Below are 16,365 nucleotides of genomic sequence, written 5' to 3' on the forward strand. Positions count from 1 at the left end.
GCGGTGGGCCGTGCGTCGAGCAGCACGGGCAGCTCGGCGACGCCGTTCATGATGAACGTGCCCTGCGGACCGATTTCCTCGGCCGGCACCGCCAGGCTCAGGTGCGGGAAGCGCTCGAACAGGGCGGACAGCGCGACCTCGGCCTCCAGCAGCGCCAGGGGCTGACCGATGCACCGGTAGATGGCGTGGCCGAAGGAGAGGTTCTCCTTGGTGGCACGGGTGATGTCGAAGCGGTCCGCGTCCTCTCCGTGGACCTCCGGGTCGCGGCCGATTGCCGCGTAATTGACCAGCAGGGGCTCACCCTTGGCAATGGTGACCCCCCCGATCTCGACGTCCTCGACGGCGAAGCGGAACGGCAGGTGCGCCACCGGTGCCTCGACCCGCAGCGTCTCCTCGATGACGTCCTGCCACGTGGCCTGCCCGGTGCGGACCAGCTCCAGCTGCTCCGGGTGGGTCAGGAGCGCGAGCACGGCGTTGGCGATGAGGTTCTTGACGGGTTCGGTGCCGGTGGCCAGCATGATGTGCAGTGTGCCCACCAGCTCGTCGTCGGAGAGCAGGGAGCTGTCCTCGCGCTGCGCCGCCACCAGGTCGCTGGTCAGGTCGTCGCCAGGCGTCCGACGCTTGGACTCGACGAAGTCGAGCATCTCCTGGTGCCAGCGCTCGACGTTGGCCGCGGCCTCCTCCGGCGAGATGCTCGTGTCGACGTTGACCTCACCGCCCCGGAGCATGTCGGCGCGTGCATCCGCCGGAACTCCGAACAGGTCGCAGATGGCCCTCGCCGGCAGCGGGTGGGCGAAGAGGCTCTTGAGGTCGACGGCCTGGCCGGCCGGGACGGCCGCCAGTGCGTCGAGAAGCTCGGCGGTGATCGCCTCCACCGCAGGGCGCAGCGCCTCCACCCGGCGCGGCGTGAACGCGTGCGCGCACGGTTTGCGCAGCCGGGTGTGGTCCGCGCCGTATGCGGTGGTCATGTTCTCCATGAGGACCCACCCGATCAGCGGGAAGTCCTCGCCGACCTCACCGTTGACGTAGGCGTCGAAGTGCCGACGGCCGTCTTTGGAGAAGCGGTGGTCGCTGAGGACTTCCCGGGCGACGGCGTGGTCGGTGACCGACCACGCCAGTACGCCGCCGGGCAGCTCGATCCGGGCCACCGGTCCCTGTTCGCGAATACGGGAGCCCTCGGCGTGTATGTCGCTGCCCGCGGGGTCCAGGGCGACAGGGCATCGGTCCATCAGGAAGTCCTCCACAGTTTTTCGGTGTGCTTACAGGTAGACGGTGTTCGGCTCCAGGCCGCACAGGATCCGGCCGTACAGCTCAAGGTTGGTGTTGGGGTGGAGGATCGCGTGCAGGTTCAGCGTCTGGACATCGCGTTCGATGCGCTGGATCGGCACCTCGGCGTAGACCGAGGAACCGCCGCTCGCGGTGTTGAGGATGTCGACGGCTTCCTTGGCGCGCTGAGTGACCGCGCCGAGGTCGAGGCGGATCCGCGCCCGCTCCTCAAGCGTCCACTCCTCACCGGCGGCTCCCTTGGCATCGACCATGTCGGCCGCGCGGTAGGCGTGGAACCCGGCCTCGTCGATCTTCACGGTGGCCTCGGCGACCTGAAGGTGCGTCAGCGGCGCTTCCTGCTGGCTCTCGTACGAGGTGTAGGTGATCTTCCTGCCCGGCAGACGGTCGAGGAAGGCGTCCTTGGCCGCCTGGGCCAGGCCCAGCGCGGGCGCGGCGATGGTGGCGCAGGCGGTCGGCATGAACGGCGCGCTGTACAGCGGGGAGCCGGCGTTCAGCACGGAGCGGTGCTGGCCCTGGAGCACGGGAACCATCGGCAGGACGCGCTGCTCCGGTACGAAGAGGTTCTCGGCGATCGTGGTGACGCTGCCCGAACCGCGCAGGCCGGCGGTGTGCCAGTCGTCCACGACGGTCAGCTCCGCGACCGGGATGGCGAGCATCACGGGCTGCGGCTGGCCGTCCTCGCCGATCAGGAGCGCGGCGTTGGTGTTCCAGTGGCTGTCCTGGACGCCGCTGTTGAACGACCACTTGCCGTTCACGACGACCCCGCCGGGAACCGGGTGGGCCATGGCCGACGGGCTGAGGATGCCGCTGATCCGCACGTCGGGGGTCGAGAAGATCTCGTCCTGGACCTCGTCGGGGAACAGGCCCACCATCCACGAGCTGATGGCGTACACGGAGGCGACCCAGGCGGCCGAGCCGTCGCCGCGGGCGATCTCGGCAAGCGTGTCGACGACGGTGCGCATGTCCGACTCGTAGCCGCCGAAGCGGTGCGGAACGCGCATCTTGAAGATTCCGGCCTCGGCGAGGGCATCGACCGTCTCCTGGGGAAGACGCCGGTTCTCCTCGCCGGAAAGGGCGTTCTTCTTCAGCAGCGGAATCAGGTCCGTCGCGCGGCGGACGAGTTCCTCGCGCGTCGGTGCCTCGATGGTCTTCATGGAATTCTCCTGATATCGGTCACCTGATGGGGCCGAAGGAATCCTTGCACCGCAGCAGCTGCCGCTCCATCTTCAATGTTGCTGACTAAGGCGGACCCGGTGTGCGGCGGGCGGATGAAGATACGGCCCTCCGCACACCGGGGACTTCAAGCCCGCTTCTCCGCGGTGATGAGCACAAAACTGCCGGGACCGGATTCCGAGACGACGGAAAGGCCGGCCCCATTCAGCCAGGTCCGGATCTGCTCGACCTCGAACAGCTTGATGCCGTCCGGGCTCCCCGGGAACGCGTGGGAGCCCTGGAAGTAGCGATAGACCGGGTCGCAACCCCAGCGGAACGTCAACAGCGTCAGCCGTCCGCCCGGGCGCAGGGCGCGGCCGATCTCTTCGAGTGCCGCCTGTGCGTCGGGAAGTGCCTGAAGGGCGTTCCAGCAGTTGACGGCCGCGAGGGAGGCGTCCGCGACGGGCAGCGCGAGGGCACTTGCACGCAGCGTGGCGATCTCGGGCAGCCGGGCTCGCAGTCCCGCCAGCATGGGAGCGATGAGGTCGAGCGCGAGCACGTTCGCGGCACCCGCGGACTCGGCCACGACCGCCGTCCAGCGGCCCGCGCCGGCGGCGACGTCCAGGACCGGACCGCCCGCGCCACCCAGGTGTTCGGCCAGGTACGCGTCTTCGTCCGCCGGAGTGACCGCCCCGCCCCAGTTCTGGCCCATGACCCTGAGGAAGGCCGGCCGCAGCACGTTCTCGTAGTGGAATCCGATGCCCTGCATGGCGGCGGCGTTCTGCAGCACGTCCGCCTCCCCGTGGTTGTCCCCGGCGCCCGCTGAGAGGTCGAGGACGCCGTAGGGCAGCGGGTAGGTGCGCTCGCAGGCGGTGCACGCCGCGCCTTCGGAGCCGAACGCCAGGTCGGCGTGGCACCCCGGGCAGCGCAGGACGTCCGAGAACCGGCTGAACTCCTCGATGCGGGGCGCCGGGGGCTCGGCCGGGCGGACACCTGCGTGGACGCTGGTGTCGTGGACCACGGTCGGCGTTCCGTTGCGCAGGGCCCACAGGGCCTTCGCACCGGTGTAGGCGAAGACCGACCGCGTGTCGCTGGCCCAGGTCGCCGCCAGCGCCTGCGGGCTCAGGTTCTGGATCCAGCTCTGGTCGAATGCCACTTCGTCGGCGCTGAGCTGCCACTCGTACGGTGAGGGCCATACCCGACCCAGGACCGCGTTCTGCGGGTCCAGTCGCTGGAGGCAGCGTTCCAGGCGGGTACGGTCGTCCGGGGTCAGATCGGTCTCCGCGACGGCAGCCAGGATCGGCTCCGCGTCGTCGGCCAGGTGCGAGAGCAGGTACGCGGCGGCCAGCTGGAGCGGACCGCCGGGGGCCGACCCGGTGAGCAGCGGAAGATAGCGGTCGAGGCCGGCCCGGACCGCCGTGGTGATGGGACGGTCGGCAGCGATGTGCTCGGTCTCGCAGAGCAGGCCGAGCAGCAGCGCGAGATAGCCCTGGCGGTGCTCGTCGGCGTGCTCCAGGGCGGCGGACAATGCAGATATGGCCGGCAGGGCCTCCTCGGTGGCTTCACCGTCCTTCCACAGTTCGCCTGTCAGGCGCAGGAACTCCTCGTCGATGCGGTCCGGCGAGTTCTGGAGCAGGGCCGTCAGCGAGGCGTCGGTCGTCGGGCCGACCGGTCGGAGAGTCATGGGTGGCGCGTCCTTTCGGGCGAGGAGTGCGGTGCGTGCCGGCCGCCTTGTACGGGCCGTGTTGCCGTGGCGCTGTGCCGTGCCGCGGGCCTTCGGCCGTACGGCCGGCTTCCCGGCCATCGGCGGGGAAGCCGGCCGTACGGGTCGCGGCAGCGGGGTCAGCGCAGTTCGAGGTCCGTGTTGCGGTGGAGGGCCTCAAGGAACTCGCCGCGCGAGAGAGCGGCGGCGATCAGTTCGATGTCGTCCGCCATGTACCGGTCCGTACCCAGCGTCGGTACCAGCGCACGCACGGCGTCGTACGTGGTCTTCGCCGCGGGGCTCAGGCCCTCGTAGCGGCCCGAGATGTCGACGGCCTGGGCGGCGGCGAGGAACTCGACGGCCAGGATCTTGTTGTTGTTGTCGAGCACACGACGGGCGTTGCGGGCGGCGATCAGGCCCATGCTGACGACGTCTTGGTTGTCACCGTTGGACGGGACGCTCTGGGTGCTGGCCGGGCCGATCGTGCGGTTCTCGGCGACGAGGGCGGTGGCCGGGTACTGGGCACCGGCGAAGCCGCTGTGCAGGCCGGGGTCGGCGGCGACGAGGAACTCGGGGAGGCCGTAGCTCAGGTGGCGGTTGAGGACGCGGTTGACCTGGCGCTCGGCCAGGACGCCGAGCTGTGTCAGGGCGATGGTGACGAAGTCCATGGCGAACGCGATCGGCTGGCCGTGGAAGTTCGCTCCGTGGAAGATCTCCTGGCCCTCGAAGAACAGGGGGTTGTCGTTCGCGGAGTTGAGCTCGATCTCCAGCTTGCGCACCGCGTGATAGAGGGTGTCGCGCACCGCGCCGACGACCTGCGGGATGGCGCGCAGGGAGTACGCCTTCTGCAGGTAGATCTCCGAGCGCTGGACGTCCTTGTCGGTGTCCTTGCTGTCCTGCAGCTCACGGCGCAGGTCCGCATGCTCGACGGTGAGGCGGCTGCCGTTCATCAGGGCGCGCATGTTGGCGGCGGTGTCGATCTGCCCCTCGTGCGGGCGCGCGATGTCGTGGCCCTCCGCCAGGAAGGGGCTGGTGGAACCGCGCAGCGTCTCGATCAGCAGGGCCGTCACGATCTCGGCCTGACGCGCCTGTGTGAGGGCGCGGCCCACGACGAGCGAGCCGAGTCCGGTCATGGCAGAGGTGCCGTTGATCAGAGCCAGCCCCTCCTTGAAGCGGAGCTGGAGGGGCTCGATGCCGTGCTCGTCGAGGACCTTCTTGGTCTGGACGCGCTTTCCGTCGCGCAGGACATAGCCCTCGCCGATCAGCGTGCTCGCCACGTGGGAGAGCGGTGCGAGGTCGCCGCTGGCGCCCAGGGAGCCGATCTCCGGGATCGCGGGAGTGATGCCCAGGTTCAGGTAGAGAGCCAGGCGCTCGATGATCTCGGGACGGACGGCCGAGTAACCCTTGGCGAGCGTGTTGAGACGGGCCGCGACGATGGCGCGTGCCTCGTCCTCGGCGAACATCGGCCCCACGCCCGCGCTGTGGCTACGGACCAGGTTGGTCTGAAGCTCCGTTTCCTTGGACTTGTCCACCTGCATGTAGATCATTTCGCCGTAGCCCGTGGTCACCCCGTAGATCGGGATGTTCTGCTCGGCGATGCCCTCGAAGATCTCGCGGCTCTTGCGGGCCTTGGCGAGCGTGTCGCCGGTGATCTTGGCCTGCACGCCTTCCTCGGCAACCTTGCGCACGCTCTCGATGGTCAAGGTCTCACCGTCGAAGGCGACCGGAACGGCAGAAGTCTCGACTGCGGTCAAAGTACTCACTCCAAGTGGATTCGGGATAGGGGCAGGTGGTGTCGGTACGGGCCCGGGGCAGGTCAGCGCAGGCGGGCGCGGTCGACCTTGCCCGCCGCGTTGCGCGGCAGACGTCCCGGGACCTCGTGAAAGGTCGCCGGCAGATTCAGCGCGCCGAAGTGGCGCCGCAGATGGGCCCGCCATTCGGGTGCCGTGGCCAGGGGCAGGCCGTCCGTGCCCCGCTTGGGGACGACGTGCACGGACAGCTGCCGGATCGGTGCGGATCCGTGCCTCCGCGCCACGACTGCACACTCGAGTACGGAGTGGTGGGAGGCCAGAGACGCTTCTATCTCCGTCAGCTCGATCCGGTTGCCGGAGAGTTTGATCTGGAAGTCCTCGCGTCCGCGGAACTCCATGGTTCCGTCGGGCAGTCGGCGTGCCAGATCTCCGGTGCGGTACCAGCCGGTGCTCTCGCCGGGGGTGTCCAGCCAGTCCACCGGGCGGAAGGCCGTACGGTCCGTGCTGCCGAGGTATCCGGGGGTCACGTAGGGGGAGCGCACGACGATGTTGCCCGTGACGCCGACCGGGCAGGTCAGGTCGTCCCCGTCCAGCACCAGCACCTGCCGGCCCGGGATCGCCCGGCCGATCGGCACGGGGCCCGAGCGCGAACCGGTGACCTCGTGCCACGTCGCGGCGACGGTCTCGGTGGGGCCGTACAGATTGAAGACCCGGGCGCCGGGCAGCGCCGTGCCCAGGCCGGCGACGAGTTCAGCCGGGAGGGCCTCGCCCATCAGCAGGACGTGGCTCAGCGCACCGAGCCGCTCCGAGGCCGCCGTGTCCGTGATGACGTCCAGGAGGTCCCTGGCGAAGCTCGGCACCGTCTGGATGTGGGTGATCCGGTGCTCGGCCAGCCACGGCACGAGCCTGTCCGGGTTGACCCGCACGGCATCGGGGATGGGGTACAGCGTCCCGCCCGCGACCAGCGTCGCGCAGACCTCGGCCAGCGCAGGATCGTGCTCGGGGGCCACCCATTGGGCCACGCGGGCTCCCGGCCCCATGGCGAACTGCCCGCCCATCCAGTGGGCGAACTGGGCGAGTGCGGCGTGGGACTGGGGTATGCCCTTGGGGTTGCCGGTCGAGCCGGATGTGAAGGCCACGTACGCCCCGTCCCGGGGACCTACGGCGGGCGGCGGCGCCTGCCCGGGATCAGCTGGGGGCCCGGCGGCGTCCAGGACGTGCCCGGCGAGTTCCTCGCGGTACCACCGGACGAGTTCGTCACCTTCCTGGTCGCCGTCGACGACCATGCACACGGGAACCAGCGTGCTCAGCATCGCCCGTCCGCGGTCTCCCGGGGAGCCCGGGGCGAGCCACAACAGCTGCGCGCCGGAGGCCAGGACACCGAGCAGGACGGCGAGGCGGAGAGGCCCGGGCGCCATCCGTACCGCCACCGGGTCGCCCCGTCGCACACCGGCGGCCAGGAGCCGGGCGGTGAGGCGGGTGGCCAGGGCGTTCAGGTCGCCGTAGCCGGTGGCCCCTCCGGCCCAGACCACCGCAGGACCGTTCCCTCCGGCATGAAGGGCGACCCGTACGTGTACCGGCCGCGCGTCGTCACCCGGGGCGAAGACCCGGCCCGCGTCCGCGCGCTCGGCGTCCGCGCGCTCGGGGTTGTCCGGCGGAAGGCTGACGATCGCCGTGTCCGGAGCGGTGACGGCGGCCGTGAGCAGGGTGCGGAGCTGGTCCAGCACTCCCGCCGCAGCCCCGCCGTCATAGACGGAGGGCCGGTGTTCAAGGCGGCCGGCCAGCAGCGGACCCGCCTCGTCCAGGACGAAGGAGAGGGACGTGGGCACACGGACGGTGGTCGGCTCGACCGGTTCCACGCGCATCCCCGCCAGCGACAGAGACGCGCGGGTGGCGGACCTGTCGGTGAACACCGCGTCGCAGCGGGGAATGCTCCACGGGCCGTGTGGCGGCCGCGGCATCCGTGCCAGCAGTTCGCGGAATGTTCCGGATCCGAGGTAACCGCTGTGGCGAAGCAGGAGCGCGCGCAGGCCAGCCAGCACGACACCGGCCGGGGAGGCGCCTTCCGTCCCGGCGAGCGCGTTCACGCCGGTGCTGAGCAGACCGTCCCAGGAGAAGGGCAGGACGGCCCCTTCGTACCAGCGCTGCGGGGCCGGGTCACATCCGGCCGTTGCCGGCGCGGGGGCGCCGGTCTCCGGGAAGCCGGGCGCGGCCGGACCGGCCGCGTACAGCCGGGTGAGGAGGTCGAGCAGGGTACTGAAGCTCTCCTCGTCGGCCACGCGGTCCACGGCCACGTGCAGCGCGTAGTCGAACGTGTTGAGGCGGGCCACCCAAAGGCGGGCGAACGGGCGCGAACCACGGGGAGCCGCGTCGGCGGCCCAGCGATCGCACAGCTGCGTGGCAAGATGCTCGGGGTCCGCTACGGAGAGCGATATCAGATCGGTGAAGCAGACCTGGCCGTCGTCCCACGCCCCGGCGCCGTGCGCCCGCACGGCCGTCCGCCAGGCCGCCCGCAGCAGCGGAAGGTCGAGGCTGCCGGTGGCCAGGAAACCCGCGCGCCGAGAGAACACGGAGGTGCTCGCACGGTGCGACGGCACGCCCGGCCGGCCGGTGGCTTCTGCTTCGATTTTCACACGCACATTGTTGGTTCGGACGCCAACGCGCACTTCTCCTGAAGTGCGGAGATCGCGGAATATCCCGGTACGCAGGGATCTGGCGGCGGAGTCGGGCGTGACTTCGCCATGTCCCTTCAGCCGATGTCGAGGCCGTCCTTGAACCAGGTCTCCACGGCGCGGATGCGGGACTCGCAGTCGGCGCGGTCCGCGCCCGTGATGACGAAGGCGGCCAGGAAGTCGCCCGAGTGGGAGGCGTCCGGGACCGTCTCGCCGACCTCGGCGTACGTCGTGTACTTGACGACCCCCTCCGGCATCAGCGCCGGGTCCGGCAGGGCGCGCAGGACGCCCGGACGCTTGGTGAACAGCAGCTGGCCCGCGATCAGCGCGGGGTCCCGGCGCGGCCCGGGCTCCGCCGGCAGGCCGAGCTGGCGGCGTACCGGGTACTCCATCGGGTCGAAGCCGAACAGGGCCCGCTGGACGTCCCGCACCCCGGCGCCGCCGGCCCGCGAGGCGGCCTCGCACAGCACCAGGTCACCGTCGGCGGTGACGAACACCTCGATGTGGAACGCGAAGTGCTCCGGCCCGCCGAACGCGGCCAGCACCTTCTCGCCGAAAGCGGCCAGACGCCGCGCCAGCGGGTCCGCGGTGTCGAGCGCGATGTCCACCCGGCCGCCCCGGTCCCGGAAGTCGGCCAGCGCGTACAGGTACTGCGACGGCCACAGCGTCGCGATGCGCCCGTCCAGCACCGTGCCGTCGACGTGGCACATGGAGCCCTCGACGAACGCCTCGGCCAGCCACTCGGGCTCACCGTCGGCCCCGGTCAGCTCCGTCGCCGCCCGCCAGCCGGCCAGTTCCGCGGCCGTGCGCAGGATGGACACCCCGATGGAGAGCACCCCGCGCCTCGGCTTCACGACGACCGGCAGCCCGTGCCGCTCCGCGAACGCGTCGAGGTCGGCGCCGGTCCGCAGCAGGACGTGGTCGGCGACCGGGATGCCCGCCCGCACGGCCGCCCGCTTCATCTCCCACTTGTCGCGGTAGACGACCGCGGAGTCGGGCCGCTGCCCCGGCAGGCCGAAGCGTTCCCGCAGCAGCGCCGCCCGCAGGATGTCGTACTCCTGGCAGGCGACGACGTCCGTGACGGCGAACTCCTCGACGAGCTCCGCGGCCCGCTCCAGCACCCGCTCGCCCGTGTCGTAGCCGGGCAGCACCTCGGCGTGCAGGTACGGGGCGCCGGTGGGCAGTTCCTCGCCGAACAGGGCCAGCTGCTCCGCGGAGCCCAGCAGGACGATCTTCTCGTCGTGGTCGGCGAGCCACCGCTCGTACGGGTTGGCGCGCAGCGAGCCGCGGTGCAGGATCAGGGTGGTCATGAGGAGACTCCTTCGTTGAAGATGCTCACGTACCGCTCGCCGGTGTCGGGCAGGATCGTGACGATGGTCTTGCCGGCGTACTCGGGCAGCCGGGCCAGGGCGGCGGCGCCGTGGACGGCGGCGCCGGAGGAGACGCCCGCGAAGATGCCCTGCTCCCGGGTGAGGGCGCGGGCCGTGGCCAGCGCGGCCTCGTCCGGGCAGGTGAGGACGCGGTCGATGAGGGCGACGTCGGTGGTGGGGGAGACGAAGCCGCCGTTGAGGCCCGGGATGCGGTGGGTCCCCGCGTAACCGCGCGAGAGCACGGGGGAGTTCTCCGGCTCCACGGCAACGATCTCCAGGTCCGGGTTGCGTTCGCGCAGATAGCGCCCGGCCCCCGTCAGAGTGCCCCCGGTGCCCACGCCCGCGACGAGCACGTCGACACGGCCCGCGGTGTCGCGCCAGATCTCCGGGCCCGTGGCCTCGTAGTGGGCGCGCACGTTGTCGTCGTTCTCGTGCTGGCGGACGTACCAGGACCCGGGCGTGGCCGCCTGGATCTCCTCGGCCTTGGCGATGGCGCCGGCGAACCGCTCGGCGCTCGGGGTCTGGACGACCTCCGCGCCCAGGGCCGCCAGCAGCCCCATCCGCTCGGGCGTCGCGCTGTCGGGCAGCACGACGACGCAGCGGTAGCCCCGTACGGCGCACAGCGCGGCCAGGGCGATGCCGGTGTTGCCCGAGGTGGACTCCACCACGGTCGATCCGGGGCGGATGTCGCCGCGCCGCTCGGCGCCCCGCAGCATGGCCAGGGCGGCCCGGTCCTTGCTGCTGGCGAACGGGTTCGCGGACTCCAGCTTGCCCAGCACCTCGGTACCGGGCGCGGCGTCCGCCACTGAGATGCGGACCAGGGGGGTGTTGCCGATGAGTTCTTCCAGGCCGGCGGCGATCCTGCGCGCCGGCGGGGCGATGGCGGTGGTCACAGAAGGCCTCCGGGGATGACGGTACGGGGAACGGATACGGAGAGGGGTACGAGTGCGGGCGCGGGGGGCCGCACCGGCCGGCTCACCACGAGCCGGCCGAGGCGAGCAGACGTACCGGATCGAGAGCGGTGGCGTCGTCCGGGACGGCCGGCGCCTCCCCGGGCGCGGGCAGGACCACGGATCGCGGAGCGTAGACCCGCGCGCCCGGCCCGATGTCCTCGGTGACGGTCGCCATGGCGCCGATCAGCGCCCGGTCGCCGACCGTGACGGGCCCGAGCACGGTGGCGTTGGCCCCCAGGACCACGCCGTTGCCGATCGCGGGGTGGCGCCGCTCGCCCGGCGGACGGGCGTTGTCGGCCCACCAGCCCACCGCCCCGAGCGTGACCTGCTGGTAGATCGTCACGTCGTCGCCGACGGTGGCGGTCTGGCCGACGACCACGGCCGCGCCGTGGTCGATGAACACGCGGCGCCCCAGCACCGCGCCGGGATGGATCTCGACGCCCGTACGGCGGCGCGCGACGCGCGCCATCGTCCGGGCCGCGGTCCGCATCCCGCCCCGGTGGAGACGGTGCGCGACCCGGTGGGCCCACAGGGCGGACAGGCCGGAGTGCCCCAGCGCCTCCCAGCGGCTGGCCACGGAGGGGTCCCGCGCGAGGACGACGTCGAGGTCCTCGCGCAGCACGAGCAGAAGTGAGGTGGGTGCGGTCGGTGCGGACAACGGTCAACTCCTCGGTTCGGGCGGCGGGCCGCCGTGGCTCAGGCGGCCACGGGCCGCGCCGCGGACGGCTCCGCCGGCTCGACGTCGATGCGGATGGCGCTCTGCGTCAGGTGTTCGCACAGCTCGACGGCTCCGTCGATGTCCGCGGCGCGTACGACGACACAGCCGAGCCGGTCCCAGTTGTCGCGCAGCGGCCGGACGGTGTCACCGGGCCGCACGGACACCTGGGCGGCGATCACGTCGGGCCGCGCCGCGACCTCCGCCACGCCGGACACGGCTGTGACGGTGCCGGGCTCGCGCAGGACGAAACGGGTCGCGGCGCCGGCCCGGGGCGAGGGGGAGGCGTCGAGGGGCTCGGTCAGACCCAGCGGCCAGGCCGCCCCGTAGGCGATCATGTCGATTCCGTAGGCGGCCTCGACGAGTTCGACGATGTGGTCGCCGCCGAGCCGGTTGTGGGACTCGATGACCACGGGACCGCGCCCGCTGAGGCGGATCTCCGTGTGGCTGGGGCCGTCGGTGACGCCCATGGCGGTCAGGAACGCCTCGACCGCACCGGTCAGCCGCTCGCGGTCGCCCTCGTCCAGGCGGGCCGGCACGGCGTGGCCGAGCTCCGCGAAGTGCGCCTCGTCCACGAGCTTCTCGGTGACGGCGACCACCACGTGGCGGCCGGCGAAGCTGAGTGCCTCGACGCTGAACTCGGGACCGTCGATGTAGGACTCCATCAGGAATCCGTCGACGGTGAACATGGTGGAGCCGCGGTCGGTGCGCCCGCCGTCGAGCTCCTGGATGCGCGCCCACACCCGGTCGAGGTCGCCGGGGTCCTCGGCGCGGAGCAGGCCGAAGCCGGCGGTCGTGGAGAGGGGCTTGAGGATGAAGGGGTACCCGGCCCGCTCCCCGAAGGCGTCCAGCGAGGCGCGGCCCTCGACCAGCGCGGCGTGCGGGACCGGCAGCCCCTGCTCGGCGAGGTGGCGGCGCATCAGCCACTTGTCGCGCATCCGGCGGCTGACCTCGTAGCGGCGGCCGTCGGAGAGGCCGAACAGGTCGCTGAGCCGGCTGGCCGGGTTCAGGCCGGGCTCGGTCAGCGACACGACCGCGTCGACCCCGTACACGGAGCGGGCCGCCTCGGCGAACGGCAGCACGGTGTCCCAGTCGGTGTAGTCGACGACGAGCAGCACGTCGGCGGTGTCGGCCTGGAACGCGGTGACCTTGTCAGGATGCTGGATCAGGACGACCTTCGCACCGAGCGCGGCGAAGCGCTCCAGGTGGGCGTCGACGCCGCCGATCAGCAGGACGGTGGGGGCAGTGCTCAACGGAGGGTTCCCTTCGGGGAGGCGGCGGCCGCTTCGCGGACGACGGGGCGCAGGAGTTCCCGTACGGCGGCGATCCGGTCGGCGGCCTGGGCGGGCGAGCCGGCATCGACGACGACGTAGCCGTGACGGGTGAACGAGTCGATGGTGCGCGGCAGTTCGGCCCCGGGTTCGAAGGGGAAGTGCAGCGCGCGGACGTAGGGCAGGGCCCGGATGGCGTCGAGGTCCCCGGTGGCATCCAGGCGCCCCGGCGGCAGCAGGAAGAACCCGACGGACGCCGTCCGCTGGGGGACGGGCGGGGCGACGGGCTCGCCCGCCAGGGTGCGGAAGATCGCGGCCTCGATGTCGTAGCCGGAGGCCGTCTCGATCAGCAGCGGGATGCGGTCGCCGCCCAGCCGCGTCTGCGACTCCACGATCCGCGGGCCGCGGGCGGTGAGGATCACCTCGGTGTGCGCGGGCCCGAAGGCGTGACCGGCGAGGTCGAGCAGGCCCGTGACCACCGCCTGGATCGCGCGCTCGTCGGCGGGGTCCAGCGGGGCGGGATGGACGTGCGCCGTCTCGACGAAGCCGGGTGCGCCGGTGGTCTGCTTGGCGGTGACGCCGATGACGTGGTGCACCCCGCCGGCCGTGAGGGTCTCGACGCTGTACTCGGCCCCGTCCAGGTACTCCTCGACGAGGAACGGGCCGCTCACCCCGCCCTCCTCGACGCGCCGCGTCCACTCCTGGAGGTCCGCGCCGTCGCGGATCAGGCCGACCCCCCGGCTGCCCGAGGACCGGGCCGGCTTGGCCACGACCGGCAGCGGCAGCCGCCCGGCGGCCGCCGCGACGGCCGCGGTGTCCGCGGCCGGCTCGGACCGGACGGCGGACAGCCCGTGCCGGGCGAGCAGCTCCCGCATGGCGGCCTTGTCGTTGAGCAGCCCCACGGCCGCCGCCGGGTTGGGGGACAGGCCCAGCGCCTCGGCCTCGGCGACGGCCGGAGCCATGCTGTCCTCGGCGCCCAGGTGCAGGACGACGTCGATGGCGTGGGCGCGCGCGGTCTCCCGGATCAGGGCGCGCAGGCCCGCCTCGTCGGAGAAGTCGGTCAGCAGCAGTTCGCGCGCGTGCTCGGCGACCTCGTCGAGGTAGGCCCGCTCGCGCAGGGAGGGGTCCCAGATCGCCCAGACCTCGAAGCCCGCCTCGGCGGCCTTGCGGACGAACTGGCTGTAGGGCATCACCATCAGCAGCCGTTTCCTCGGCTCGCCGGTGTGCGTCATGGCAGGCGTCTTCCTCTCGTACGCGGGGGACTTCACGAAGAAGCAGTGAGGGGCCGGCGTTGGCTGCCGGAAAAAGAGGGGGATCGCTATCGTTCCTGAGGACGTGGGGGACAGGACTCGGTCGGGAGTCCCGCCCCCTGTCAGCGGTCCGCTCGTGTCATGCGGTCTGCTTGACGTAGTGCGTGAGCGCGCGTTCGCCCTGGATGGCGAGGACGCGGTGCAGGCCCTCTTGGTCGCGGAGTTCCGCCGTGTCCATGGTGATCCAGGCCCGGGCGGCGCCGAGGGCGCGCAGGTCCGCGAGGGCCGCGGTGGTCAGGGCGAGCCCGATGCCCAGGCCCCGGGACGCCGGAGCGACCGCGAGCTCGACGACGCGTCCCTCTCCGTCGCCCGCCTGGGCGAGGACGTATCCGGCCGGCCGGCCGGCCACTTCCAGCACCAGGGCGACGCCGCCGGCCGCGCGCAGGCGGTTCAGCAGCGTACGGAAGAGCTCCGGGCTGTGGGTCTTGGGGCCCTTCGAGAGGTTGCGCAGGTGCAGGCCGTGGACGGCCTCCACGTCCGCGTCCGACGAGACCGGCCGGACCAGCCCGTTCTCGGGCAGCGCGGGAGGCAGCGGCGGCTCCGTCAGGTCGACGGAGTACTGGCCGAGCGTCACCCCGCGCACGAAACCGCCCCGCTCCAGGACCCGCGGGACCACGGTGTCCCCGCTGAGCACGCCGCGGACACTGACGCCGTAGTGGGTGTCCTGCTCCTCCCCGAGTTCACCGGCCCGGTTCAGCAGGCGGTGCAGGAGGCAGCGGGCGGCGGCCTCGCCGTGCTCGCCGGGCAGCGCCGTGAGCGCGGCGTCGACCGTGTCGCCGCCCCGCACCGTCAGCGCGGCCCAGGCCACCACCTCGTCGGCGGCGTCCGTCAGGCACCAGCTGTTGTCCCGGTAGCCGGGTATCCCGGTCTCCTGCAGGATGTCCTCGCGGCTGTAGGTGGACGCGCCGGTGATGTTCTCCTCGTAGGTGCGGACGAACCGGATCAGGCTGTCCAGCGGGACGTCGGCGGGGTTCTTCAGCGTGAGGTGGTCGGGCAGGTTCATCGTTGTTCGTGCCCCCTTTCAGGTGCGTCGGGTCCTGGGCCGGCGCCGGGTCGGCGGCGCCGGTCCGTCGGTCTCTGCGTGAGCTGAGCCGGGTTGAGCTGTGAGCCGGGTTGAGCTGTGAGGCGGTGCGGGCGGTGCGCGGTCGGGCGCGGCCCGCGGACGGTCAGGCCAGGGCCGGCGCGGCCTCCTCGTGGTGTACGGGCAGGCCGGTGCAGGCGCCCTCCCGGAAGTGGGCGATCGTGCGCCGCAGGCCCTCGTCCAAGGCGGTGCGCGGCTCCCAGCCCAGCTCCCGCACCGCGGCCGTGATGTCCGGCCGGCGCAGCTGCGGGTCGTCCTGCGGCCTCGGGATCAGGGTGAGTTCGCTGCTCGACCCGCACAGGCCGCGCACGGTCAGGGCGAGCTCGCGCATCGTCACCTCGACGGGGTTGCCGAGGTTCAGCGGCCCGGAGTGGCCCGAGGCCAGCGCCCGCACGATGCCGTCGACCGTGTCGTCGACGTAGCACAGCGAACGGGTCTGGCTTCCGTCGCCCGTGACCGTCAGGGCCCGGCCCGCGAGGGCCTGGGTGATGAACGCGGGCACCGCCCGGCCGTCGTCGCTCCGCAGCCGCGGACCGTACGTGTTGAAGAGGCGCACGATGGTCGTGCGCACCCCGTGGGTGCGGCGGTAGGCCATGGTGATGGCCTCGCCGAAGCGCTTGGCCTCGTCGTACACGGACCGCGGCCCGATCGGGTTGACGTTGCCCCAGTAGCTCTCGGGCTGGGGGTGCACTTCCGGGCTGCCGTACACCTCGGAGGTCGAGGTCAGCAGGAAGCCCGCGTCGTGGCGCCGGGCGAGTTCGAGCGCGTTGCGGGTGCCGTACGAGCCGACGAGCAGGGTTTCGAGCGGGAGCCGGAGGTAGTCGGCGGGAGAGGCGGGCGACGCCAGGTGGTAGACCGCGTCGACCCGGCCGGGCACGTCGAGGCCCTCGGTGACGTCCAGGAGCAGGAAACGGAATCCAGGGTGGTCCAGCAGGTGGGTGATGTTCTCGGCCCGCCCGGTGGAGAGGTTGTCCACGCAGACGACCTCCTGTCCCTCGGCCAGGAGCCGCTCGCACAGGTGCGATCCCACGAAACCGGCGCCGCCTGTGACCACTGCTCGCACGTTGATTCCCCCTCTTGTGTGGATCGTTCGATCCGGTT

Annotated in this window: 11 protein-coding genes and 1 pseudogene; all 12 read right to left on the reverse strand. The window is 72.0% G+C overall.

All coding sequences use genetic code 11. The annotated features are described in order from the left end of the window. Positions 1 to 17: 17 nt before the first annotated feature. A pseudogene (locus EES41_RS44365) lies at positions 18 to 1,232 on the reverse strand (cytochrome P450); the annotation flags it as partial. Positions 1,233 to 1,259: 27 nt separating this feature from the next. Continuing rightward, entirely contained in the window at positions 1,260 to 2,441 is a 1,182-nt protein-coding gene (locus EES41_RS40695; protein WP_123083545.1) for an acyl-CoA dehydrogenase family protein, read from the reverse strand. Between the two features lie 146 nt (positions 2,442 to 2,587). Continuing rightward, positions 2,588 to 4,123, reverse strand: a complete 1,536-nt coding sequence (locus EES41_RS40700) for a class I SAM-dependent methyltransferase (RefSeq protein WP_123083546.1) — start codon at positions 4,121 to 4,123, stop codon at positions 2,588 to 2,590. Between the two features lie 158 nt (positions 4,124 to 4,281). After that, positions 4,282 to 5,895: a tyrosine 2,3-aminomutase gene (gene cmdF, locus EES41_RS40705; protein WP_123083547.1), complete on the reverse strand. Its 1,614-nt coding sequence runs from the start codon at positions 5,893 to 5,895 to the stop codon at positions 4,282 to 4,284. Positions 5,896 to 5,957: 62 nt separating this feature from the next. Next, positions 5,958 to 8,525 carry an amino acid adenylation domain-containing protein gene (locus EES41_RS40710; RefSeq protein WP_241197464.1) on the reverse strand — a complete coding sequence of 856 codons (2,568 nt, stop codon included), beginning with the start codon at positions 8,523 to 8,525 and terminating at the stop codon, positions 5,958 to 5,960. Between the two features lie 116 nt (positions 8,526 to 8,641). Beyond that, positions 8,642 to 9,874, reverse strand: a complete 1,233-nt coding sequence (locus EES41_RS40715; protein ID WP_123083548.1) for a NikS protein — start codon at positions 9,872 to 9,874, stop codon at positions 8,642 to 8,644. Then, a complete protein-coding gene (locus tag EES41_RS40720) occupies positions 9,871 to 10,827 on the reverse strand; it encodes a PLP-dependent cysteine synthase family protein (protein ID WP_073797093.1) in 957 nt (318 codons plus the stop codon). Before EES41_RS40720 ends, EES41_RS40715 begins: the two co-directional genes overlap by 4 nt. 82 nt (positions 10,828 to 10,909) lie before the next feature. Continuing rightward, positions 10,910 to 11,545 (reverse strand): serine O-acetyltransferase, encoded by a 636-nt coding sequence (locus tag EES41_RS40725; protein WP_123083549.1) that lies wholly within the window; start codon positions 11,543 to 11,545, stop codon positions 10,910 to 10,912. A 38-nt stretch (positions 11,546 to 11,583) separates the two neighbouring features. Beyond that, complete coding sequence (locus EES41_RS40730) at positions 11,584 to 12,855, reverse strand: ATP-grasp domain-containing protein (protein ID WP_123083550.1); 1,272 nt, start codon at positions 12,853 to 12,855, stop codon at positions 11,584 to 11,586. Further along, entirely contained in the window at positions 12,852 to 14,105 is a 1,254-nt protein-coding gene (locus EES41_RS40735) for an ATP-grasp domain-containing protein (RefSeq protein WP_123083551.1), read from the reverse strand. Before EES41_RS40735 ends, EES41_RS40730 begins: the two co-directional genes overlap by 4 nt. Before the next feature lie 157 nt (positions 14,106 to 14,262). Next, positions 14,263 to 15,186 (reverse strand): GNAT family N-acetyltransferase, encoded by a 924-nt coding sequence (locus EES41_RS40740; RefSeq protein WP_123083552.1) that lies wholly within the window; start codon positions 15,184 to 15,186, stop codon positions 14,263 to 14,265. 163 nt (positions 15,187 to 15,349) lie between these two features. After that, entirely contained in the window at positions 15,350 to 16,327 is a 978-nt protein-coding gene (locus EES41_RS40745; RefSeq protein ID WP_123083553.1) for a UDP-glucuronic acid decarboxylase family protein, read from the reverse strand. Positions 16,328 to 16,365: the final 38 nt, after the last annotated feature.

This window comes from Streptomyces sp. ADI95-16 (assembly GCF_003721495.1).
Taxonomy (GTDB): domain Bacteria; phylum Actinomycetota; class Actinomycetes; order Streptomycetales; family Streptomycetaceae; genus Streptomyces; species Streptomyces goshikiensis.